The following is a 20,125-nucleotide window of genomic DNA, read 5'->3' on the forward strand; positions in this document are numbered from 1 at the left end:
ATTGTAGCGGAAACAGCCCTGAGGCCTGTCCGGGCCTCAGGTGCTGCGTTGAACATTACGCGTGCGCTTCCTCGCCAAGTTTCCCGGCGCGGAAATCATTCACGGCCTGGAAGATCTCTTCCTGCGAGTTCATCACAAATGGGCCGTACTGCACGATCGGCTCATTCAGCGGCTTGCCGGCCAGGAGGATGAAGCGGCTCGCTTCGCCCGCCGTGACGGTCACGCCGTCGGCGCCTGCCGTATTGGCCAGGATCGCCATGCTGCGCGCCGGGACTGCCTTGTCGCCCACCTTCACTTCACCGCGATAGGTGTAGATAAAGGCGTTATGGCCCGCCGGGATAAGCTGGCTGATGCTTGCGCCCGCCGGCAGTTCCACGTCGATGTACAGCGGCTCGGTGACCTCGCGCTGCACGGCGCCTTCCACGCCATGGCTGCGGCCAGCGATCACACGTACCTTGGCGCCCGCTTCGGTATCGAAGACGGGAATCTCTTCGGCGCCGAAGTCCTTGTACCAGGGCTTGCGCATCTTGTCCTTGGCCGGAAGGTTCAGCCACAGCTGGAAGCCTTCCATCAAACCGGCTTCCTGTTCCGGCATTTCGGAGTGGATCACGCCACGGCCTGCGGTCATCCATTGCACACCGCCGTTGGTCAACAGGCCTTCATTACCGGCGCTGTCGCGGTGGCGCATGCGGCCGGTCAGCATATAAGTGACCGTCTCGAAACCGCGGTGCGGGTGGTCGGGGAAGCCGGCGATGTAGTCGTTGGCTTCATCCGAACCGAAATTGTCCAGCATCAGGAACGGGTCGAGGCGGCGCTGGAGCGGCTGGGTCAGGACGCGATTGATCTTCACGCCTGCGCCATCCATCACGGCCTGGCCGTGGATGATGCGTTCCACGCCGCGGGCCGATCCGATTTTTTCGCTAGTGATACCCATAACCATTCTCCTTTTTTGATTAATTAAGCAACGATTGCTGCAATCTGGTCGTTGGCTGCTGCTTGCGCCTTGGCGACCATTTCAGGGCCCATGCCATGGCCTTCCGAGAACACGTACTGCAGATCTTCATCCAGGCCCACGAACTTCAGGAACATGCTGAGGTGCATGAGCTGGGTGTCGGTCGGCGAATCTTTGTGCAGGCCGCCACGGGACAGGGCAACGTACACCTTTTTACCGGTCAGCAGGCCGACTGGGCCGGTTGGACCGTATTTGAAGGTCACGCCGGCACGGGCGATGGCGTCGAACCAGGACTTCAGTTGCACGGTGATGCCGAAGTTGTAGGTCGGGGCGCCGATCACCACCACGTCAGCGGCCTGCACTTGGGCGATCAGAGCGTCGTCCAGCGCCACGCGGGCGGCTTGCTCAGGAGTACGTTTGTCGGCCGGGGTGAACAGGGCGCCCAGAGCGGCTTCGTCCAGCACCGGGTGCGGATCAGATGCCAGGTCGCGGCGGGTCACTTGTGCGTTGCTGTGGCGGCTCACCAGTTTGGCGACGATGGCGTCGGCGATACGGGTGGATTCTGCACCTTGGCTACGTGCGCTGGAGTTGATTTGCAGGATGTTCATGGTAAGGCTCCTTGTATTGGGTTGAATGCTGCGTCGATGGAGATACTTTAGCAATTCCAAATTTGGTTCGGAAGCCGTTAAAATGGATATGATTTATCCACTGACGGAACAATCATGACTGAATTGGACCCTGGCGACCTGCTGCTGTTCGCCCGAATTGTCGAATGCGGTAGCCTGTCGCAGGCCGCCGAGCGCCTGCAACTGCCGAAATCAACCGTGTCGCGCCGTCTGACGCTGCTGGAAGCCCGGCTGGGCGAGCGCCTGCTGCAGCGGACCACGCGCAAGCTGGTGCTGACCGAGTTCGGTGGAAGTCTGCTGGAGCACGCGCGCAAGGTGGCGGAGGAAACGGAAGCGGCTGGCGCACTGGCCCAGCACCGCCAGCAGGCGCCGAATGGGCTGCTGCGGGTGTCCATGCCCGCCGACTTTGCCAATTCGCACCTGATCCGTCTGCTGCCCGATTTTCTGAAGAAGTACCCGGCGATTTCCATCGATCTGGATTTGTCGCCGCGCCGCGTGGATTTGGTGGCGGAAGGCTTCGACGTGGCCATCCGCATGGGCGCACTGCCGGACGATGCCTCGCTGGCCGCCCGCCGCGTCGTGCTCAGCACTTGGGGCTTGTTCGCCTCGCCGCACTACACCGGCTTGCACGGCTTGCCCGAGCATCCAGACGACCTGTTCCGCCACGACCTGCTCAGCTTGCCGCGCGCGGTCAACGGTTTGGCCCGCTGGAAGCTCTCACGCGGCAAGACGACGTGGGAGCGCGATGTGCCGATCAAGACCCGCGCCAACTCGCCTGAACTGTTGACCAAACTGGCCACGGCCGGCCTGGGCGTCGCCACCTGCACCGAAGAATTCGCTGCGCCGCACGTGAAAAAAGGCGAGCTGGTCCGCATCTTGCCGGACTGGAGCTTCCCCGAAAGCACAGGCTGGGCCGTCTTCCCCGGCCGCCGCCTGATGCCGGCCAAGACGCGCGTGTTCCTGGATATGCTCGAAGAGAATTTCAACGCCACCGAAGGCAGCGCTAAGATTTAAGCGGAATGACAATGACGATTGGCTGCGGCACTATCGGCGCGGCCACTGCTGCCGGCGCCGGCGCGGGTGCAGCTTGCTGCACTGGCAGCGGGCGCGGCACCGCGTTGTTCATCAGAAAGACCACGACGGTGACGAAAATCATTAACGTCGAAGCCGCGATCGCCGCGGACCATTTGACGGTCTGGGCGATCGTCTGATGCAGTTCAGTCTTGAGCTCTTGCACGCCATGCGCCACGCGCGTATCGATATACTGCTTCAGCGAATCAAACTTCGCGTCAACGTATTCTTTGTCAACGGCAGTCATTGGCGGCCTCCGAACTACCAGTATACGCCGCGTGCGAAGGCGCGGCTTGATGTAGCTCAGGCCTTCAGGTTGGCCATTGCCTCGCCGAGGCGGACTGGGCCGGCGGGTTGCCAGTCTGTGTTGAAGCGCATGGTGTTGGCAGGGAACAGCATCACGACGGTGGAGCCGAGCAGGAAGCGGCCGAGTTCTTCGCCTTTTTTCAGGACGATGTCCTTGTCCGCATAAGTCCATTCGCAGATCGACGGCTGGCGCGGCGGGTTGACCACGCCGTGCCACACGGTCGCCATGCTGCCGACAATGGTCGCGCCGACCAGCGTCATCACGAAGGGACCGTTGGCCGTATCGAACACGCACACCACGCGCTCATTGCGCGCGAACAGCCCAGGAATGCCGCGTGCCGTGGTCGGATTCACGGAGAACAGCTCGCCCGGAACGTAGATCATGCGCGTCAGCTTGCCATCGCAAGGCATATGAATGCGGTGGTAATCGCGCGGGCTCAGATACAGATTGGCGAAGTGGCCATGGCGGAACTGGTCGGCCAGGGTCTTGTCGCCGCCCACCAGCGCGGTGGTGGTGAACTTGTGTCCCTTGGCCTGGAAAATCTGGTCGTCCTCGATATCGCCGAACTGCGAGATGCGGCCATCCACCGGGCAAATGAAATCAGCCTGGGCCAGCGGACGTGCGCCCGGCTTCAGCGCGCGGGTGAAGAATTCGTTGAAACTGTGATAGCTGGCGATGTCCGGATTGGCCGCCTCGTCCATGTTCACATCGTACTTGCCCACGAACCAGCGGATCAGGCGCGTCGTCATGGCGCCGCCTTTGGCGCCGGCCACGCGGCCCGCGAAATTGGTCAGGGCGCCTTTTGGCAGCAGGTATTGAGGCAGTACGGCGAGACGGGACACGGTGATGGCATTCCATTCAAGGTTGAATAGCGCATTATAGCCGTGTGCCCGGGCGCCGGAAATAGTGCTATCCCGGCAACCCGGGTAATGCTTTAGCGGGCATGCAGCTCGCGGATCAATTCACTTCCCAGCACTTCGCGAATGGCCTCCCGATCGGCATACGCTTTATCCTGCGCTTCGAAACTACCGGCGACTTTGGACGAGACAGCATCGGCTTCATCGCTTCGGTCCAGTGCCGCCATATTGGCATAAGTGACTGTCAGGATCACGTCCGGTTCGTGCGGATTCTTCGGATTCGCTGCGTAGATGCGGTGATCCACGACCAGTCCGGCCTTTTTCTGCGCTTCCATCACGGCCTTATACGGACCCAGTAAAAACTTCATGTAGTCGTCGAAGTGGCCAGGTTTGGTGCGGATGAAGGAGACGGAAGTCACGGTCCCTTCTTTATAAATGCGCTTTTCCTGCGCAACAGCGGTGGTGCAGACTGCTAACCCCAGAACAATTGCGGCGATCGTTTTCATTGTGAGCCTCCCTGTTTTGGACGCCGGCACATGCCGACCAGACGAGGCTGCGCCTGTGGCAGAGCAATGTCAATAATTAATACCCTTATTAAAGCTGGCCACTTAAATGAAGTTGCGTTCAACCGTGTGGCAGGCTTTTATTAATGTTGTTAAATTAACTGGAATAATTACCGAAAACTATGGTACATTGGCGACAATGAAATCTCACACATTGTCACACCCTGTTTTTTCCAACTTAGGATAGAGAGATGACGACTTATCAGGAATACCAGGCGAAGATCGCCGAACTGCAAAATCTCGCGGAAAACGCGCGCAAGACCGAAATCGGCAAGGCCAAAGATCAGATTCTGGCCATCATGCGCGAATATAATCTGACCATTGCCGATCTGGGCCCGGCGGCCAAGAGCGGCAAGCCGGTAAAGCCACGCGCTCCGGTGCCGATGAAATATCGTGATCCAGCCAGCGGTCAAAGCTGGACCGGCCGTGGCCGTGCGCCGAAATGGCTGGAAGGCAAGAAGAAGGAAGACTTCCTGATTAAAGAAGCCTAATAAGGCTGCGACGGCGGAATAATAGTCCGGTCGTTCACCGGATTATCTCCGCCGTATTCTCCTTAAATATGGCTATGCTTCTTTCTCGCGCCGTCACCGCGGCAATAATGCTGTTGTGCGCTTCCGCACAGGCAGCTAGTGGGCGTCCCGTTCTGCTGACGCCGGATAAAGTCTGGACTGGCGAAGGCCAATCCCATTCCGGCTGGTCGGTATTGGTCGCGGATGGAAAAATCCAGGCCGTCGGCCCTAATATCACTGCGCCCGCCGATGCCGAGCGCATTCAATTGCCGGGCAAGACTCTTATTCCCGGCCTGATGGACTTGCATTCGCACGTTCTGCTCCATCCATATAACGAATCCAGCTGGGATGACCAGGTGCTCAAAGAGCCGGTCGAATACCGCGTTCTGTTGGCTGGCCGCCACGCTAATGCCCAGCTGCAGTCAGGATTCACGACCCTGCGCGACCTCGGCACGGAAGGCGCGATGTATGCCGACGTGGCGATCAAGCGCGCCATCGAAGACGGTGTGATTCCGGGGCCGCGCCTGTTTGTCGCCACGCGCGCCATCGTGGCCAGCAGCAGCTATGGGCCGAACGTGAAGGCTTATCGTCCCGACATGGATCTTCCGGGCGGCGCCCAGGAAGCGACCGGCGTGGACGAAGTGGTGAAAGCGGTGCGCGAGCAATCCGCCCATGGCGCCGACTGGATCAAGGTCTATGCCGATTACCGCACCGGCCCTGACAACAGCTCGCACGCCACCTTCAGCCAGGAAGAACTGAACGCCCTGGTGAAGACGGCGCACGAATCCGGGCGCAAGGTCGCATCCCACGCCAGCACCGACGAAGGCATGCGCCGCTCGGTACTGGCCGGCGTCGACACCATCGAGCATGGCTACGCAGGTTCCGAAGCCACGTTCAAGCTGATGGCCGAACGCAAGGTGGCCTATTTCCCAACCCTGACTGCGCCGGAAGCGACCAGCGAATACTTCCAGAAGTACACCCGCGGCGCTGCACCCACGCCGTCCATGCAGGCTGCCGCGCATGCCTTCCAGCTGGCGCGCAAGCTGGGTGTGACGATTGGCCTCGGCAGCGATGTCGGCGTGTTCGCGCACGGCACCAGCGCGCGCGAGGCCGAATGGATGGTCAAGCTGGGTATGAGCCCGGTCGATGTGCTGCATGCCGCCACCATGGTCAACGCGGCGGTGCTGGATCGCGCATCGTCGCTGGGCCAGGTCAAGCCGGGTTATATGGCGGATCTGGTGGCAGTGGAGGGCGATCCGACGGCCGATATCACCACGCTGTACAAGGTTGCCTTCGTGATGAAGGGCGGCACGGTCTACCGCAGGCCGTAGTGGCGCGGCGGCCATGCCCGATTCGTGCGATGATGGGATATGGCCGCGATTCCTTTATTTCCGCTGAATACCGTCCTTTACCCGGACGGCTATCTGCCCCTGCAAATCTTCGAGGTGCGCTACCTCGATATGGTCAAGCGCTGCATTGAACATGGCGAGCAATTCGGCGTGGTGGCGCTGGTGCAGGGCGAGGAAGTGCGCAAACCCGGCAGCCACGAAACACTGAGCGCCGTTGGCACCATGGCGCGCATCGACGAATGGTCCGCACCGATGCCGGGCCTGATGCACGTTGGCTGCATGGGCATGCGGCGCTTCCACATCACCACGGCCGAAGTGTTGAAACACGGCCTGTGGATGGCCGAAGTCACCGACATACCGCCCGACCTGGGCATGCCGATTCCGGCCGACCAGCAGGAAGTGGCCGATATGCTTGGTTCTCTGATCCGTTCGTTGCAGGAGCGCGGCGTGCCGTCCGCGCAGATGCCCATGCGTCCACCGTATCGGCTTGACGATTCGGGCTGGGTCGCCAATCGCTGGTGCGAGTTGCTGCGCCTGACGCTGCCGCAGAAGCAGCTGCTGCTGGGGCAGGAGAACCCCGTCCTGCGGCTGGAACTGGTGCACGATATGTTGACCGAGCATGGCCTGCTGAACTGAGGCTGGCCCCATCGTGCAGCGCTCCGCTGGCCCTGTCGGCGAAACCCGGCCGCGGATACACTGGCGCAAAGGAGATCCGCCCATGTATTTGCCACCCGCCTTTGCCGAAGACCGCACCGAGGTCAAACACAGCCTGATTCAAGCCTTCCCGCTGGCCACGCTGATCGTGCAAACCGCCGATGGCCCGACCGCCGACCTGATTCCCTTCCTGCTTTACCCGGGCGAAGGTGAACACGGCACACTGCGGGCTCACGTGGCGCGCGCCAATCCTGTGTGGAAGGCGCTGGCCGATGGAGCGCCGGTGCTGGTGGTGTTCCAGGGCCCCGAAGCCTACATCAGCCCAAACTGGTACGAAACCAAGCGCACCACCGGCAAGGCCGTGCCGACCTGGAATTACGCCATGGTGCAGGCGCGCGGCACGGCACACGCGGTGGAAGATGCGGCCTGGCTGCGCCGCCTGCTGGACGATCTCACGGACGCGCACGAAGGCACCATGCCCGAGCCCTGGTCCGTCGGCGATGCGCCACCCGATTACATCGCCACCATGATGCGCGCCATTGTCGGCATCGAGCTGCCGGTATCGCAATTGACGGGCAAATGGAAGGTAAGCCAGAACCGCGACATGGCCGACCGCGCCAATATTGCAGCAGGTCTGCGCACGCGCGAATCGGATGAAATGGCGGCCCTGGTGGCCGAGCGCATTACGCAGGGCTGAGCTGTTCTTCCTGGGCGTGCACATGGACGGACCACAGCACGCCTGCAATCAGCAGCACGATCGCTGCGATCTCCAATGGGCGCGGGAACTGCTGCTTGTAGATAAAGCCGTACAGCAGCGCGAACAGCGTCTCGAACAGAATCAGCTGGCCGGACAGCGTGACCGGCACGCGGCGGCTGGCGATATTCCACAGCTGGTTGCCGATCACCGACGCGCCCAGTGCGAGCAGGGAATTGCAGATCCAGAACAGCGTCCAGTCGCGGCCCGACGCCGCGCCTGCAGCGCCAGTCACGTCGCCATGGAAAATGGCGAAGGCAATGCCGCCGATAACGGCGGCAATCAAACCAGTGGAGAGGCCATACAGCGCCGACCATTCCGCGCTGGAGTAATGCGGATTGCGCTTCAGGTAGCGCGCGTTGTCCAGCGTGTACCAGCTCCACGAGAGCAGAGCGCCTGTCGCGCACACCACGCCGATCAAGGTCTTCAGCATTGGCTGGCCAGTGGCCGACGCATGCTGGAACACGTCCACATTAATGCATGCAATGCCGGCGCCGACCACCAGCAACGGCAAAGCCAGCTGGCGCAGCGACACCGCGCCATGGTCATTGCGGCCCATCAGCGTCACGGAAATCGGCAGCACCCCAATGATCAGCGAGGTCGGCGCCACGCCGGCGAACTTCACTCCCAGCGCGAGCAGCATGTAATAAACGATATTGCCGGTCAGCGCATGGCGCAGCAGCGCCATGTAGTCGCTGTGCTCAAGCCGTCCCAGGAGATTGCGCAGCTTCGGCAGCATCAGGCCGAAGGCGATGGCGCCATACGCGGTGTAGCGGCCCACGGCCATTTCGAGTGGCGTGAACGCCGACAGCAGCTCCGGCACAATGAACACCATTCCCCACATCGCGCCCGCCAGCAGGCCGCACAGCACACCGTTCCACATGCAATTTCCCCAATTAAACCTGCGACAGTTTCTCACAGCTTGCGCTATCGTGCCTGATGACGATGATTTCCGGGAGGTGCATGATGGACCAGGCAATCAGCGATGCGCTGCGCAACGAGGCGCGGCCACTGGACACGGACGAGGACTTCGCTTATTTGCTCGACTATATCGGCAGCGCATCGATTGTGCTGCTGGGCGAAGCGACGCACGGCACGCGCGAGTTTTACCGGCTGCGCGCCGAAATCAGCAAGCGGCTGATCGTTGAAAAGGGCTTCGATGCCATCGCCGTGGAAGCCGACTGGCCGGACGCCTTGCGCGTCAGCCGCTTCGTGCAGCACGGCGGCGACGATATGACGGCGGAGCAGGCGCTGTCCGGCTTCAAACGCTTTCCGCAATGGATGTGGCGCAATCACGAGGTCGAGGATTTGATTAACTGGCTGCGCCAGCACAATACCCATGTGGCCAGTGCCGCGCGGCGTGTCGGCTTTTACGGACTGGATCTCTACAGCCTCCAGCAATCGATGCATGCCGTGATCGCTTATCTGGATAAGGCCGATCCGGAAGCGGCAGCGCGTGCCCGCAAGCGCTATTCCTGCATCGACCATTTCGCCGAAGACCCGCAGCGCTACGGCTACGCGACGTCCTTCGGCATGCGTCCCGACTGCGAGGAAGAGGTGGTGCGCCAGCTGATGGAAATGACGCGCAAGGCCGCCAGCCATCTGGAAGAACGCGGCGGCACGGTGCCGGATGAACTGTTCTACGCCCAGCAGGATGCACGCGTTACGCGCAATGCCGAGGTGTATTACCGCTCCATGTTTCGCGGGCGCGACGAGTCCTGGAATGTGCGCGACTCGCATATGGCCGAAACGCTGCAGGCTTTGCGCGAGCACATCGGCCAGCGTACGGGCCGGCCTGCGCGCGTGGTGGTGTGGGCGCATAACTCGCACCTTGGCGATGCGCGGCACACGGAGATGGGCAAGCATGGGCAGCTGAATCTGGGCCAATTGGTGCGCGAGCGTTATCGTCCAGAGGACATCTTCCTGCTGGGCTTTACCACGCATACGGGGACGGTGACGGCGGCCACGGATTGGGATGGACCGGCGGAGCTGAAGCACATCGTGCCTTCGCGCCGCGATAGCGTGGAGCATGTGCTGCACGAGGCGGGCGTCGAACAGTTTCTGCTGCCCCTGCGCGGCGGCGGCAGCCGGCTATCGCGCTTGGGCGATAAGTTTCTGGAGCGGGCGATCGGGGTGATTTACCGGCCCGATACGGAGCGCATGAGCCATTACTTCTACGCCGATGCGGCGAAGCAGTTCGACGCAATCATTCACGTGGACCGCAGCACGGCATTGCGGCCGCTGGAACGCTCGGCCTTGTGGAAACACGAGGAGGCGCCGGAGACTTATCCCTCAGGCCTGTAACGACGCCAGCGACAGCAGGGCAGCGAGGTTCAGCGCCACGCTGGCCCAGTACCAGGCGAGGAACGATCCCTTGACGGTCTTGTGGCGGAACACCTGCTGCGCCACCAGCCCGCCCGGCCAGCCGCCGGCGAGTCCGAGTAGCAGCAAGGTGCGCTCCGGCGTGCGTTGCGCGCCGCGCTCGGCCGCACGCTTATCCAGTCCGTAGGCGATAAAGCACAGCAGGCTGGTGGCGGCATACAGCGCAATGACGCCAAGCCAGAGCGTGGCGCCATCGAGCGCGGGCACGGACGGCATCAGAAGTAGCTCAGGCCCAGCGCCGCTTTCACTTCATCGCAAGTCTGCGCCGCGACTTCGCGTGCGCGCATGGTGCCTTCTTTCAGCACCTGCATGATGTAGCCCTTGTCCTTGGCCAGTTCTTCGCGGCGGGCGCGGATCGGAGCCAGCATGTCCTGCAGCACGGCTTCCAGGCGTTTCTTGACCACGCTGTCGCCCAGGCCGCCGCGCACGTAATGGTCCTTCATCTCCTGCAGGGATGCCTTCTCGGTATCGAACGCGTCCAGATAGATGAAGGCCACGTTGCCTTCCAGGTGGCCCGGATCGGAAACTTTCAGGTGCAGCGGATCGGTATAAACCATTTTCACTGCCGCAGTGATCTCGGCCGCCGACGCGCCCAGATTGATCACATTGCCCAGCGACTTGGACATCTTGGCCTTGCCGTCGATGCCTGGCAGGCGGCCCACGTCCGGCACCACCGCCTTGCACTCGACCAGAATCTCTTTATTCGCCAGGCGGTTGAACTTGCGCACGATCTCGTTGGTCTGCTCGATCATCGGGATCTGGTCTTCGCCGACCGGCACGATGGAGGCTTTGAAGGCCGAGATATCCGCTGCCTGCGAAGCCGGGTAGGTCAGGAAGCCGGCCGGAATATCGCGCTCGAAGCCGCGCAGCACGATTTCCTGCTTCACGGTCGGGTTGCGCTCCAGGCGCGCCACGGTCACCAGGTTGAGGTAATAGAAGGTCAGCTCAGCCAGTTCCGGAATTTGCGACTGGATCAGAATGGTCGACTTGGCCGGATCGATGCCGCAAGCCAGATAGTCCAGCGCCACTTCGACCACATTGCGGTGCACCTTGTTGGTGTCGTCCATATTGTCGGTCAGCGCCTGGGAGTCGGCCAGCATGATGAACTGCTTGTATTCATGCTGATAAGCCACGCGGTTGCGCAAGCTGCCGACGAAATGGCCGAGGTGCAGCGGACCGGTAGGACGGTCGCCGGTCAGGATCACGGCAGGAGAGGCGGAGGTTGCTGGCTGGCTCATAGGGTTCCTTCTGCTTGCCCCTATCCTTGCGCCATGAAAAACGCCACCTCAGGATAGGCGGCGTTGATATAAAAATCACATCACTTTTCAGTGGCCGCGCTATGTCAGCGGCGCCACCAATTCAGAGTCGAGCGATGTGACTGGATAATTTTCATCCCGCAATAATCACAGTTTGGCGGCAGCCTGTCAAGCCGAGGCGCCCAGCGAAGCCATGAGCTGATGCAGGCTGTCGATCTCGTAAGTTGGTTTGGCGGACGAGTCATTCGCGTGGCGGCCGGGGTTGTACCAGCAGCTTTCGATGCCGAACTGGTTACCGCCGAGGATGTCGGCGTCCAGGCGGTCGCCGATGATTACGGTGCTGTCCTTACTGAAGGATTTGGCGCGCTGCGTGGTGTATTCGAAAAAGCGGCTGTCCGGCTTGGCGTAGCCGCAGGCTTCCGAGGTGGCGACAAAGGAGATATGCGCGCCAAGGCCGGAATTATTAATGCGGCGCGACTGGATGGCTTCCACCCCATTGGTGATGATGCCCACTTCGCCAATGGCCGCCAGCTGCTCGCAAACCTGCATGGCGCCGTCGCACAGCACCACGGTTTCCGGCAAGGATTCCAGGTAGCGGTGGCTGGCCAGTTCGGGGTCGAGGTCTAACTGATGGGCGAGGAAAGTCCGGCGGAAGCGCTCCACCTTGACGATGTCCTTGGAAACGCGGCCCTGCTCGAAGGCGCGCCACAGCTCCGTATTGATGACCTGGTAGTCGTCGAAGATATCGGCGATATCTCCGGCGAGGCCCATGTCCCGCAAGGTGCGCTCGAACGAGCGCTTTTCGGAAGTCTTGAAGTCCAGCAGCGTGTCGTCGAGATCAAACAGGAACAGGGTGTGCTTCATTTTGCGTCACTAAGGCAGATCCGGACCGGGCATCATAGCATCCGGTCCGGATTTGCGTTTAGCGGCGCGTTGGATCGTTGGGGTGATCGTCGTAGCGGTTCGGCACGCCGTCGCGGTCACGGTCGCCGCGCGCCCAGTTGCCACGGGTGAATTCCCAGCGGCCATTGTTTTCCTTCCATGCCGGTTCGCGCCAGTAATAGCCATGGCGCTCGCGGACGTATTTACCGTGCGTCCACACATAGCGATGGCCGTTATAACGCCAGTAGCCCGGCGTCCAGACGTAGCCTTCGCGGGCGGCCGGCACCACTTCATCGCGCATCGGCGGCGGGGCGGTACGCACCACCAGAACGTCTGCGCTGGCAGCCAGCGGAAGGGCAGCCGAGCCCAGGGAAGCAGCCGCCATGGCGGCGAGCAGTAGTTTCTTCATGATTATTCCTCCTCAACAGAGTAGTGGCTTCCATATTGCCTCCATACGGCTGACTGGTCTGTGCGCTCACTCTCTTACCGCAGGGAATGGCTTTTCAAGTAATATTGTTTTTTTTGCCGGTCTGGAGAAACTCATGCGCGCCCCGATTGCTCTGCTGTCCCTTCTGATCTCTTCCGCCTTTGCCCAGACGACGCCGCCGATGGCGCCCGATATTGGCCCATCCTTTGAAGCGCCGGACTCCGCCAACGATTACATCAAGCGCGATGTCATGATCCCCATGCGCGACGGGGTCAAGCTGCATACCGTGATCGTGATTCCGAAGGGCGCCAGGCATGCACCGATCATGCTGACCCGCACACCGTACAACGCGTCCGGCCGCGCTCAGCGCAACCACAGCTCGCGTATGGAGTCCATTCTGGCGCAAGGCGACGAAGTGCTGGTGGGTGAGGGCTATATCCGCGTGTTCCAGGACATCCGCGGCAAGTACGGCTCGGAAGGCGATTATGTGATGACCCGCCCGGTGCGCGGCCCGCTCAACGATAGCAAGATCGATCATGGCACGGACGCATGGGACACCATCGACTGGCTGGTGAAGAACGTGCCCGAATCGAACGGCAAAGTCGGCATGATCGGCTCCTCGTACGAAGGCTTTACCGTGCTGATGGCATTGACTGATCCGCATCCGGCGCTGAAAGTGGCGGTGCCGATGAGCGCCATGGTCGATGGCTGGCGCGGCGACGACTGGTTCCACAACGGCGCTTTCCGCCTGCCGACGCTGGACTATATCGCGAGCCAGACCACGGCACGCGGCCGCGGCGAACCGCTGCCGACCGGCGTGTACGACGATTACGAAGGCGCACTGCGCGAAGGTTCGGTTGCCAGCTACGCTCACCGATTTGGCCTGGATCAGCTGAATTTCACGAAGAAGCTGTTCGAGCATCCGGCTTACGACAGCTACTGGCAGGAGCAGGCGCTGGACCGCATCCTTGGCAAGCGCAAGATCAGTGTGCCGACCATGCACGTGGTGGGCCAGTGGGACCAGGAAGATATCTACGGCACCTACAAGACCTATGCCGAGCTGGAAAAACAGGACAGCACCAACAAGCTGAATTACCTGGTGGTCGGCCCATGGCGCCATAGCGGCGTCAATTACGACGGCTACAACCTCGGGCCGATCAAGTTCACCGGGGACACCGCGCTCGAATTCCGCCGCGACATCATGCAGCCTTTCCTCGACCAGTACCTGAAGGATGGCGCCCCCGTGGCTGATACGCCTCCCGTGCTGGTGTATCAGAGCGGGACCAATCACTGGCAGCGTCTGGCCAAGTGGCCGCTGTCGTGCGAAAAAGGCTGCGAGTCCGCGCCAAAGATGGCTTACCTTCAGGGCGACTTCAAACTGGCCTTCGATGCGCCAAAGGGCGAGGCTTACGATGAGTATGTGGCCGATCCCGCCAAGCCGGTGCCGTTCGTGCCACGCCCTGTGCGCATGGGGGATGCGAATGTGTGGCGCCCATGGCTGGTGCATGACCAGCGCTTTGTCGCGGACCGCCCGGATGTGCTGAGCTATGTCAGCGAGCCGCTGAAGGCGCCGCTGGTGCTGTCCGGCGCGCCACAGGTGAAGCTGTTCGCCTCGACCAGTGGCACGGATGCCGACTGGGTGGTGAAGGTGATCGATGTATATCCGGATGAAGTGCCGTCACAGCCGGAACTGGGCGGCTACCAGTTGCCGCTGTCGATGGACATTCTGCGTGGCCGCTACCGCGACAGCTTCGAAAAGCCGGCCGCGATCCCGGCCAACAAGGTGGAACAGTACAGCTTTGCGCTGCCGCCGATCAGCCACGTGGTGCTGCCGGGGCACCGTGTGATGGTGCAGATCCAGTCGTCCTGGTTCCCGCTCTACGACCGCAATCCGCAGAGCTATGTGCCGAACATCTTCTACGCCAAGCCAGGCGACTACAAAAAGGCCACGCAGCGCGTGTATCACGGCGGTGTCCACAGCAGCGCCATCGAGCTGCCCGTGGTGAGCACTACTGGTAAGTGACGTAGGCCGCTTCCGGCTCTGTGGGCTGGCCGAGGAGGGCGCGCATCTCGCGCGCTTCCTCGACCGGGGTGCGGCCGAAGAAGCGCTTGAATTCGCGGCTGAACTGCGAGCTGCTTTCATAGCCCACGCGGCTGGACGCAGCGGCTGCGCTCAGGCCATTCTGGGCCATCAGCAGGCGCGCCTTGTGCAGGCGGGTCGTCTTCAGATACTGGATCGGCGAGGTCATCGTCACGGCCTTGAAGCTGGCGTGGAAGGCGGCCATGCTCATGCCGGCTTCGTCGGCCAGCTGGGCGACGTCGATCGGCTGGTTGAAGTCCACGTGGATGCGGCGTAGTGCCTTGCCAATCTTGCCGAACTGGCTGTGATGGGTCAGCGCGGCGCGCAGCGAGCCGCCGAGACGGCTGGTCAGCACGTGATAAATGATCTCGCGCACGATGCCGGGGCCGAGCAGGCGCGCTTCGACCGGCGAGGCCATCGCTTCCAGGAAGCGCAGCACGGCGTTCGACATCTTGTCGTCCATGGGCGAAGCCACGATGCCTTGCGGCGCGGCGGCGATCGGCACATTGGCTTCGTCCAGCGCCATCGCCACTTCCGCCGTGGTCTGCAAATCGACGGGGATGTTCATACCCAGCAGCGGCTCGGCGGCGCTGGCTTCCGTCTCGACTTCAAACGGCAGCGGCAGAGCCAGGACCAGGAACTGCTGCGCATCATAAAAGAACGAACTGTCGGCTAGATAGCCGCGTTTGCGGCCCTGGACCAGAATACCGATCGACGGCTCCACCATGACCGGATGGCGGGCCACCGGCGTGCTGGCGCGCACGAAGCGCACGCCCGGCATGGCCGGATGCTGATTCATGCCTTCATTCGGCGTCAGCTGTTCTACCAGCTGCACCATGCGCGCGCGGCGCAACGCTGTTGCTGCATCTTCCATTTCTGCTTCCTTATAGATTCAGGCAGTCATTTTGCGCTTAAATTGCCGGGTTTTGTACGCTGGAAGAGGATTAGGCAAGGATCAAATAGTTTCTGACATGAAGATTGCTGCGCTGCGGCCTACACTGCATGGGGTTGGAAATCTTAGCGGGAGGGCAGCATGAATTCGAAAGTAATCCTGATCAGCAGCGCGTCGACCAGCGTAGGCGCGGCGACAGCGCGCAAGCTGGCCAAGGCCGGACATCAGCTGGTGCTGGGCGCATGCCATGAGCAATGCGTGGCGCCGCTGGCGGAGGAGCTGCGCGCGCAGGGCGCCGAGGTGGATGTGCAGGTCCTCGATGTCACCGATGCGGACGATTTCCAGACTTTCGTGCTGGCTGCCCACCGCCGCTATGAGCGTATCGACGTGCTGGTGAATAACGCCGAAGTGATGGCGCTGTCGCGGCTCGATGCGATGAAGATCCGCGAGTGGGACCGCATGATCGACGTGAATCTGCGCGGCGCGCTGAATGGCATCGCCGCGGTGCTGCCGCTGATGCAGGTGGCGCGCTCGGGACAGATCATCAACCTGGCGGCTTTGACGCCGGTTGGTCCGACCGCCAGCGTGTATTCGGCCACCAAGTACGCGCTGGCGGCGATTTCGGAAGGTTTGCGGCGCGAGGTGGGCGGCGATATCCGCGTGACCATTGTGTCGCCGTGCCAGTCGGAGGCGGGGCCGGGTGACGCGAGTCCGGATGCAATCGCGCGCACCATCGCGTTTGCGATCAACCAGCCTTCGGACATCGATGTGAGCGAGATCGTGGTGCGCTCGACGGCCAGTCCTTACTAAGCGAAGCGCATCAGCGCGGCGCCTGCCGCAATGATGGCGATGGCCGCGCCCCGCCGCCTGCCGATCTTTTCGCGCAGGAAGAGGGCGGCAATGGCGGCGGCGAACAGGATGGACGTTTCTCTTAGCGCGGCGACGGCGGCCACGGGTGCGGCGGTCATGGCCCACAGCACGAGGCCATACGCGGCCAGCGTGCCGACGCCGCCCAGTGTGGCGACGCGCCCGTATTGTCTGGCGTAGCCCGTGAGTTCGCGCGGACGGCGCAGCAGCGTCCGGATCAGCAGTCCGCTGGCGCTCAGCACGAACAGCCACATCGTGTACGCAGCCGGCGCGCCCGACCTGCGCACGCCAATGCCATCCACCAGCGTGTACGCCGCAATTGCCAGCGCGTTCAGCAAAGCAAACACCGTCGCCCGCCCACGAGGCCGCGGACCCGACGCGCCGGCCGGGCCAGACGCGTCAGCGGGCTCCGGCGCTTCGCCCGTCGAAGGCGCCAATTGCGCCGCATGCGCTTCGCCTGTCGAATACGCCGCGTGTGCTGCGTGGACCGCGGCTGCGGGCGTGGCATGCGATGGCGCGGCGCTCGCGGCCACAGGGCGCACGGCAGGCGGTTTGTCGCCGGCTCGGGATTGTGCGTTGCGTGGGGCGGTGAACCACAGCCCGAGGATGCCGGCGCAAATGGTGGCGACGGCGGCGTATTGCTGGGCGCTGAGGCGTTCGCCGAGCAGCGGAATGCTGGCAATAGCCACCAGCAGTGGCGCGCTGCCGCGCATTAACGGATAGGTGTGGCTCATGTCGCCGTGCCGGTAAGCGGCGGCGAGAAAGCCGTAGTAGAAGAAATGAATACCGGTGGACGCCGCGACAAATGGCCAGCTGGCAGGCGCCGGCGAGGGCAAGAACGGCAGCAGCACTGCAGAAATCAGCGCCCCGCCCGAAGCCACTAGCACACTGGTCAGAAATGGCTCCCTGCCTGCCTTGACCAGCGCATTCCATCCCGCATGCAGCAGTGCCGCAAACAGGACGACGGCAACCACATGCCCCGGCATCAGCGTGGCCGCACGCTTTCCGCCAGAATCTCCGGACGGTGATAACGCTGGAAGCTCTCCATGACCACGCCCGACTTGGCTGCCTTCTCCAGCAGTTCAAGCAGCGCCTCCTGGTCCGCAGGCTTGAGCGAGTGGCGCGAAACGTAAATGCCGGTATGGCCCCAGGGCAGTTCGGGAATGGGTTCCATGCGCAGCTTGTCGATCAAGCCAGCCACGCGTGGCTCGCGATCGATGGAGCCCGCCAGAATGGTCGGCCCCATGATGGTGACGTCCACTGCGCCAAGATGCAGCAGCCGCGCCACGGCCGCCGGATCGACTTCGGTGAACAGGCGCCCCTGCTTGCTCAACTCGCGTACCAGCGACTGATAAGCCTCGCCGTAGTCATAACCGCGCACGACCGCCACGCGCAGATCGCGGCGCTCCAGCAGATCCTGTCCGCTGGTGATGGGAGGGCGGTCGCTCTGGACGGAAATCAGCGTTGCGCGGTGGCCGATCATCGGCACGAAGATGCCGTTCACGTCGCGCGCCGGCGTACGCATGGCCGTCACCAGCAGGTCCGCTTTACCGGTGGCGAACATCAGCTCCTGGCGGGCGCGGGGAACGGTAGTGAAAACGAAATGGCAGCCCGCCTTCGTGCCAAGGCTGCGCAGCAAATCGGGATAGATGCCGGTGACCGTGCCGTCGCTGCCTGCAATGACACTGACGCCGACCGAGCTGACCGGCACAACGATTTCGCGCGAGCAGCCCGCGAAGGCTGCCGGAGCGGCCAGCAGGGCCGCTGCAAAAGCCAGATATTGAACGAACGAGCGTTTTTTCACTTTAAGGTATGGCTGCGGAAGTAGCGGCGTGCTACCACGATTGCTATACCTTGCATGATAGCGCATACGAAGAAGGAACTGCCAATTCGCCAGTCGCTAGGCGGCAAATGGCTTACCGCGCCGAGGATGGTGCTGCCGACCAGCGGCATGACGACGATCGCCGCGCTGCTGATCGACTGCAAAGATCCCATCAGCTCGCCCTGTTCGGTAGGCGACGTGGCCTTGGACACGATGCCCTGCAGCGCAGGACCGGCCGCAAACGACAGCAGATTACACAGGATGAAGACGTACATCATCCAGCCATGCGTGGCCAGGCCATACAGCAGATAGGTGATGCAGCCGGAGCCAAGCCCCAGCAGCGACAGCTTCACTTCTCCGAAGCGCTTGATCAGCACACCAAGCAGGCCTGCCTGCACCACCGCCGCCGACAGCCCCACGCAGAACAGCGCGATACCGTTTTGTGTCGGCGTCCAGTTGAAGCGGAAGTTCGTGTACAGCACCCAGGTCGATTGCAGCATCATCTGCGCGCTGGTGACGAGGGTAAAGGTAATCAGCAGACCGCGGATGTCCTTGCGGCCAGCCAGCTTGGCCAGCGCCGCGAAAGGATTCACGCGCGTCAGGCGGAACGGGCCGCGCTGCGCTTCCGGCAGCGATTCCGGCACGAAGAAGTAGCCGTAGATGAAGTTGGCGAAAGACAGTCCGGCCGCCACATAGAAAGGCAGGTGCAGGTTCACGTCGCCCAGCAGGCCGCCCAGCATCGGACCGGCAATGAAGCCCAGGCCGAAGGCGGCGCCGATCTTGCCGAAGCTCTTGGCGCGGTTGTCATGCGTCGAAATGTCGGACGCATAAGCCGACGCCACCGACATGCTGGCGGAGGACATGCCGCCCACAAAGCGGCCGATGAACATGCAGGCCAGGTTAGGCGCCCAGGCCGTGGTCAGGAAGTTGATGCCCATGCCTGCCATCGAATACAGCAGCACGGGACGGCGTCCCACGCGGTCGCTGATCGCGCCCAGCATCGGCATGAAGATGAACTGCATCAGCCCGAAGGTGGCGCCCATGATGCCGTACCACAGTGTCTGCTGTTCGCGGCTGTGGACGAATTCACCGACCAGGATGGGCAGCACCGGCACGATCAGGCCGATGCCCAGCATGTCGATGAAGATGCAGACCAGGACGAAATTCAGATTGCCGGTCGATGCAGCTGCGGGAGGGATGGATTCGATACGGTCGTCTTTCATTGAGCTGCCCATTCTGCTACGAAGCTGTCGCGGAAGTCATAGAGGTTTTGCAGGCGCGATTCGCCCAGACGGCGCCCGGCCGTGGTCTGCATGGTGCCGGGCAGGGTGGCCAGCTTGACCTCGATGTGGTCGAGCGAATAGGCCTTGTCGTCGCGGGCACGGTTCAGCGCCAGGGGATCGTCCGGGTGCGCCAGGCCACAGCCCATGCGTCCCGCCGTATAGAACATGCGCGCAAGGCCGACGGCGCCCAGTGCGTCCAGCCGGTCGGCATCCTGCACGATTTGCGCCTCGATGGTGTGCGGCGTCAGATTGGCGGAAAAGCTGTGGGTTTCGATGGCGTGGGCCACCGCGTCCAGTTTTCCGGCCGGGAAGCCCTGCGCCGCCAGTTCACGCCGCGCCAGTTCGGCCGCCTGGCGCGAAGCGAGATGGCGTTCCGGATGATTTTTCGGCAAGTTGACCAGATCGTGCAGATAGCAGGCCGCCAAAACAACAAGCTGGTCCGCTTCGGGATGGTCGGCCAGCAGTTGGTTGGCATTGCGCCACACTCGGTGCAGGTGATTTGTGTCATGGGCGCCGTCGTCGCCCGCTGCGGCGGCGGCCAGCGCGAGGAGGCGCGGCTGCCAGCTGCTCAGCAAAGTATCCATGTAATCAG

General features: G+C 62.3%; 23 protein-coding genes. 8 read left to right on the top strand and 15 right to left on the bottom strand.

Translation table 11 applies throughout. The features are described from left to right. Nucleotides 1–55: 55 nt before the first annotated feature. Entirely contained in the window at nucleotides 56–934 is an 879-nt protein-coding gene (locus AB4Z19_RS04865; protein ID WP_442025551.1) for a pirin family protein, read from the bottom strand. A 23-nt stretch (nucleotides 935–957) separates the two neighbouring features. Further along, entirely contained in the window at nucleotides 958–1,560 is a 603-nt protein-coding gene (locus tag AB4Z19_RS04870; protein WP_442025550.1) for an FMN-dependent NADH-azoreductase, read from the bottom strand. A gap of 114 nt (nucleotides 1,561–1,674) precedes the next feature. Here AB4Z19_RS04870 and AB4Z19_RS04875 point away from each other — a divergent pair, with 114 nt between their 5' ends. Then, the gene (locus AB4Z19_RS04875; protein WP_442034495.1) at nucleotides 1,675–2,592 is read left to right on the top strand and encodes a LysR family transcriptional regulator; all 918 of its coding nucleotides are present in this window, start codon (nucleotides 1,675–1,677) and stop codon (nucleotides 2,590–2,592) included. On the opposite strand, the gene AB4Z19_RS04880 is transcribed toward AB4Z19_RS04875, so the two are convergent. From AB4Z19_RS04880 to AB4Z19_RS04890, 3 genes are all read right to left on the bottom strand, one after another. Then, a complete protein-coding gene (locus tag AB4Z19_RS04880) occupies nucleotides 2,582–2,896 on the bottom strand; it encodes a hypothetical protein (RefSeq protein ID WP_442025548.1) in 315 nt (104 codons plus the stop codon). The two genes, AB4Z19_RS04875 and AB4Z19_RS04880, sit on opposite strands and share 11 nt — an antisense overlap. Nucleotides 2,897–2,952: 56 nt before the next feature. Then, nucleotides 2,953–3,780 carry an archaetidylserine decarboxylase gene (gene asd / locus AB4Z19_RS04885; RefSeq protein WP_442025559.1) on the bottom strand — a complete coding sequence of 276 codons (828 nt, stop codon included), beginning with the start codon at nucleotides 3,778–3,780 and terminating at the stop codon, nucleotides 2,953–2,955. 110 nt (nucleotides 3,781–3,890) lie between these two features. Next, nucleotides 3,891–4,319 (bottom strand): hypothetical protein, encoded by a 429-nt coding sequence (locus AB4Z19_RS04890; RefSeq protein ID WP_442025547.1) that lies wholly within the window; start codon nucleotides 4,317–4,319, stop codon nucleotides 3,891–3,893. Nucleotides 4,320–4,567: 248 nt separating this feature from the next. Between AB4Z19_RS04890 and AB4Z19_RS04895 the strand changes: the two genes are divergently transcribed. From AB4Z19_RS04895 to AB4Z19_RS04910, 4 genes are all read left to right on the top strand, one after another. Next, nucleotides 4,568–4,867 (top strand): H-NS histone family protein, encoded by a 300-nt coding sequence (locus tag AB4Z19_RS04895; RefSeq protein WP_442025546.1) that lies wholly within the window; start codon nucleotides 4,568–4,570, stop codon nucleotides 4,865–4,867. 74 nt (nucleotides 4,868–4,941) lie between these two features. Further along, nucleotides 4,942–6,216, top strand: coding sequence for an amidohydrolase family protein (locus AB4Z19_RS04900; protein WP_442034497.1), 1,275 nt, complete (start codon nucleotides 4,942–4,944; stop codon nucleotides 6,214–6,216). Nucleotides 6,217–6,255: 39 nt separating this feature from the next. Continuing rightward, nucleotides 6,256–6,870, top strand: coding sequence for an LON peptidase substrate-binding domain-containing protein (locus AB4Z19_RS04905; RefSeq protein WP_442028652.1), 615 nt, complete (start codon nucleotides 6,256–6,258; stop codon nucleotides 6,868–6,870). An 82-nt stretch (nucleotides 6,871–6,952) separates the two neighbouring features. Beyond that, nucleotides 6,953–7,585 (top strand): FMN-binding negative transcriptional regulator, encoded by a 633-nt coding sequence (locus AB4Z19_RS04910; RefSeq protein ID WP_442028653.1) that lies wholly within the window; start codon nucleotides 6,953–6,955, stop codon nucleotides 7,583–7,585. Here the strand turns inward: AB4Z19_RS04910 and AB4Z19_RS04915 are convergent. Continuing rightward, nucleotides 7,572–8,525, bottom strand: coding sequence for a DMT family transporter (locus AB4Z19_RS04915; protein WP_442034499.1), 954 nt, complete (start codon nucleotides 8,523–8,525; stop codon nucleotides 7,572–7,574). The two genes, AB4Z19_RS04910 and AB4Z19_RS04915, sit on opposite strands and share 14 nt — an antisense overlap. 80 nt (nucleotides 8,526–8,605) lie before the next feature. On the opposite strand from AB4Z19_RS04915, the gene AB4Z19_RS04920 reads away from it, so the two are divergent. Continuing rightward, entirely contained in the window at nucleotides 8,606–9,946 is a 1,341-nt protein-coding gene (locus tag AB4Z19_RS04920; protein ID WP_442028657.1) for an erythromycin esterase family protein, read from the top strand. Here the strand turns inward: AB4Z19_RS04920 and AB4Z19_RS04925 are convergent. The 4 genes from AB4Z19_RS04925 to AB4Z19_RS04940 form a co-directional block, all read right to left on the bottom strand. Then, nucleotides 9,935–10,240: a DUF1294 domain-containing protein gene (locus AB4Z19_RS04925; protein ID WP_442034501.1), complete on the bottom strand. Its 306-nt coding sequence runs from the start codon at nucleotides 10,238–10,240 to the stop codon at nucleotides 9,935–9,937. The two genes, AB4Z19_RS04920 and AB4Z19_RS04925, sit on opposite strands and share 12 nt — an antisense overlap. Beyond that, complete coding sequence (gene trpS, locus AB4Z19_RS04930; protein ID WP_442034503.1) at nucleotides 10,240–11,262, bottom strand: tryptophan--tRNA ligase; 1,023 nt, start codon at nucleotides 11,260–11,262, stop codon at nucleotides 10,240–10,242. Before trpS ends, AB4Z19_RS04925 begins: the two co-directional genes overlap by 1 nt. Before the next feature lie 186 nt (nucleotides 11,263–11,448). Beyond that, complete coding sequence (locus AB4Z19_RS04935; protein WP_442027608.1) at nucleotides 11,449–12,144, bottom strand: YjjG family noncanonical pyrimidine nucleotidase; 696 nt, start codon at nucleotides 12,142–12,144, stop codon at nucleotides 11,449–11,451. Nucleotides 12,145–12,202: 58 nt separating this feature from the next. Next, nucleotides 12,203–12,571 (bottom strand): YXWGXW repeat-containing protein, encoded by a 369-nt coding sequence (locus AB4Z19_RS04940; protein WP_442027610.1) that lies wholly within the window; start codon nucleotides 12,569–12,571, stop codon nucleotides 12,203–12,205. Nucleotides 12,572–12,704: 133 nt separating this feature from the next. Between AB4Z19_RS04940 and AB4Z19_RS04945 the strand changes: the two genes are divergently transcribed. Beyond that, nucleotides 12,705–14,612, top strand: a complete 1,908-nt coding sequence (locus AB4Z19_RS04945) for a CocE/NonD family hydrolase (protein WP_442034505.1) — start codon at nucleotides 12,705–12,707, stop codon at nucleotides 14,610–14,612. On the opposite strand, the gene AB4Z19_RS04950 is transcribed toward AB4Z19_RS04945, so the two are convergent. After that, nucleotides 14,599–15,543, bottom strand: coding sequence for an AraC family transcriptional regulator (locus AB4Z19_RS04950; RefSeq protein WP_442027612.1), 945 nt, complete (start codon nucleotides 15,541–15,543; stop codon nucleotides 14,599–14,601). The genes AB4Z19_RS04945 and AB4Z19_RS04950 overlap by 14 nt on opposite strands. A gap of 159 nt (nucleotides 15,544–15,702) precedes the next feature. On the opposite strand from AB4Z19_RS04950, the gene AB4Z19_RS04955 reads away from it, so the two are divergent. Next, a complete protein-coding gene (locus AB4Z19_RS04955; protein WP_442034507.1) occupies nucleotides 15,703–16,371 on the top strand; it encodes an SDR family oxidoreductase in 669 nt (222 codons plus the stop codon). Here the strand turns inward: AB4Z19_RS04955 and AB4Z19_RS04960 are convergent. From AB4Z19_RS04960 to AB4Z19_RS04975, 4 genes are read right to left on the bottom strand one after another with little or no spacing between them, the layout of a single operon-like run. Beyond that, a complete protein-coding gene (locus AB4Z19_RS04960; RefSeq protein ID WP_442029109.1) occupies nucleotides 16,368–17,402 on the bottom strand; it encodes an EamA family transporter in 1,035 nt (344 codons plus the stop codon). The two genes, AB4Z19_RS04955 and AB4Z19_RS04960, sit on opposite strands and share 4 nt — an antisense overlap. Nucleotides 17,403–17,413: 11 nt before the next feature. Beyond that, nucleotides 17,414–18,232 (bottom strand): substrate-binding periplasmic protein, encoded by an 819-nt coding sequence (locus tag AB4Z19_RS04965; protein ID WP_442034509.1) that lies wholly within the window; start codon nucleotides 18,230–18,232, stop codon nucleotides 17,414–17,416. Continuing rightward, the gene (locus AB4Z19_RS04970) at nucleotides 18,229–19,473 is read right to left on the bottom strand and encodes a TCR/Tet family MFS transporter (RefSeq protein WP_442034511.1); all 1,245 of its coding nucleotides are present in this window, start codon (nucleotides 19,471–19,473) and stop codon (nucleotides 18,229–18,231) included. The genes AB4Z19_RS04965 and AB4Z19_RS04970 overlap by 4 nt, the downstream gene beginning before the upstream one ends. Next, nucleotides 19,470–20,117, bottom strand: a complete 648-nt coding sequence (locus AB4Z19_RS04975; RefSeq protein WP_442034513.1) for an HD domain-containing protein — start codon at nucleotides 20,115–20,117, stop codon at nucleotides 19,470–19,472. The genes AB4Z19_RS04970 and AB4Z19_RS04975 overlap by 4 nt, the downstream gene beginning before the upstream one ends. Nucleotides 20,118–20,125 lie beyond the last annotated feature (8 nt).

The sequence above is a fragment of the Pseudoduganella sp. RAF19 genome (assembly GCF_052114165.1).
GTDB lineage: Bacteria > Pseudomonadota > Gammaproteobacteria > Burkholderiales > Burkholderiaceae_D > Rugamonas.

Excerpts from the sequence above, each read along its gene's own strand:
- AB4Z19_RS04865 (WP_442025551.1), bottom strand. The coding sequence starts at position 934 with ATGGGTATCACTAGCGAAAAAATCGGATCGGCCCGCGGCGTGGAACGC.
- AB4Z19_RS04870 (WP_442025550.1), bottom strand. The coding sequence starts at position 1,560 with ATGAACATCCTGCAAATCAACTCCAGCGCACGTAGCCAAGGTGCAGAA.
- AB4Z19_RS04875 (WP_442034495.1), top strand. The coding sequence starts at position 1,675 with ATGACTGAATTGGACCCTGGCGACCTGCTGCTGTTCGCCCGAATTGTC.
- AB4Z19_RS04880 (WP_442025548.1), bottom strand. The coding sequence starts at position 2,896 with ATGACTGCCGTTGACAAAGAATACGTTGACGCGAAGTTTGATTCGCTG.
- AB4Z19_RS04890 (WP_442025547.1), bottom strand. The coding sequence starts at position 4,319 with ATGAAAACGATCGCCGCAATTGTTCTGGGGTTAGCAGTCTGCACCACC.
- AB4Z19_RS04895 (WP_442025546.1), top strand. The coding sequence starts at position 4,568 with ATGACGACTTATCAGGAATACCAGGCGAAGATCGCCGAACTGCAAAAT.
- AB4Z19_RS04900 (WP_442034497.1), top strand. The coding sequence starts at position 4,942 with ATGCTTCTTTCTCGCGCCGTCACCGCGGCAATAATGCTGTTGTGCGCT.
- AB4Z19_RS04905 (WP_442028652.1), top strand. The coding sequence starts at position 6,256 with ATGGCCGCGATTCCTTTATTTCCGCTGAATACCGTCCTTTACCCGGAC.
- AB4Z19_RS04910 (WP_442028653.1), top strand. The coding sequence starts at position 6,953 with ATGTATTTGCCACCCGCCTTTGCCGAAGACCGCACCGAGGTCAAACAC.
- AB4Z19_RS04915 (WP_442034499.1), bottom strand. The coding sequence starts at position 8,525 with ATGTGGAACGGTGTGCTGTGCGGCCTGCTGGCGGGCGCGATGTGGGGA.
- AB4Z19_RS04920 (WP_442028657.1), top strand. The coding sequence starts at position 8,606 with ATGATGGACCAGGCAATCAGCGATGCGCTGCGCAACGAGGCGCGGCCA.
- AB4Z19_RS04925 (WP_442034501.1), bottom strand. The coding sequence starts at position 10,240 with ATGCCGTCCGTGCCCGCGCTCGATGGCGCCACGCTCTGGCTTGGCGTC.
- trpS (WP_442034503.1), bottom strand. The coding sequence starts at position 11,262 with ATGAGCCAGCCAGCAACCTCCGCCTCTCCTGCCGTGATCCTGACCGGC.
- AB4Z19_RS04935 (WP_442027608.1), bottom strand. The coding sequence starts at position 12,144 with ATGAAGCACACCCTGTTCCTGTTTGATCTCGACGACACGCTGCTGGAC.
- AB4Z19_RS04940 (WP_442027610.1), bottom strand. The coding sequence starts at position 12,571 with ATGAAGAAACTACTGCTCGCCGCCATGGCGGCTGCTTCCCTGGGCTCG.
- AB4Z19_RS04945 (WP_442034505.1), top strand. The coding sequence starts at position 12,705 with ATGCGCGCCCCGATTGCTCTGCTGTCCCTTCTGATCTCTTCCGCCTTT.
- AB4Z19_RS04950 (WP_442027612.1), bottom strand. The coding sequence starts at position 15,543 with ATGGAAGATGCAGCAACAGCGTTGCGCCGCGCGCGCATGGTGCAGCTG.
- AB4Z19_RS04955 (WP_442034507.1), top strand. The coding sequence starts at position 15,703 with ATGAATTCGAAAGTAATCCTGATCAGCAGCGCGTCGACCAGCGTAGGC.
- AB4Z19_RS04970 (WP_442034511.1), bottom strand. The coding sequence starts at position 19,473 with ATGAAAGACGACCGTATCGAATCCATCCCTCCCGCAGCTGCATCGACC.
- AB4Z19_RS04975 (WP_442034513.1), bottom strand. The coding sequence starts at position 20,117 with ATGGATACTTTGCTGAGCAGCTGGCAGCCGCGCCTCCTCGCGCTGGCC.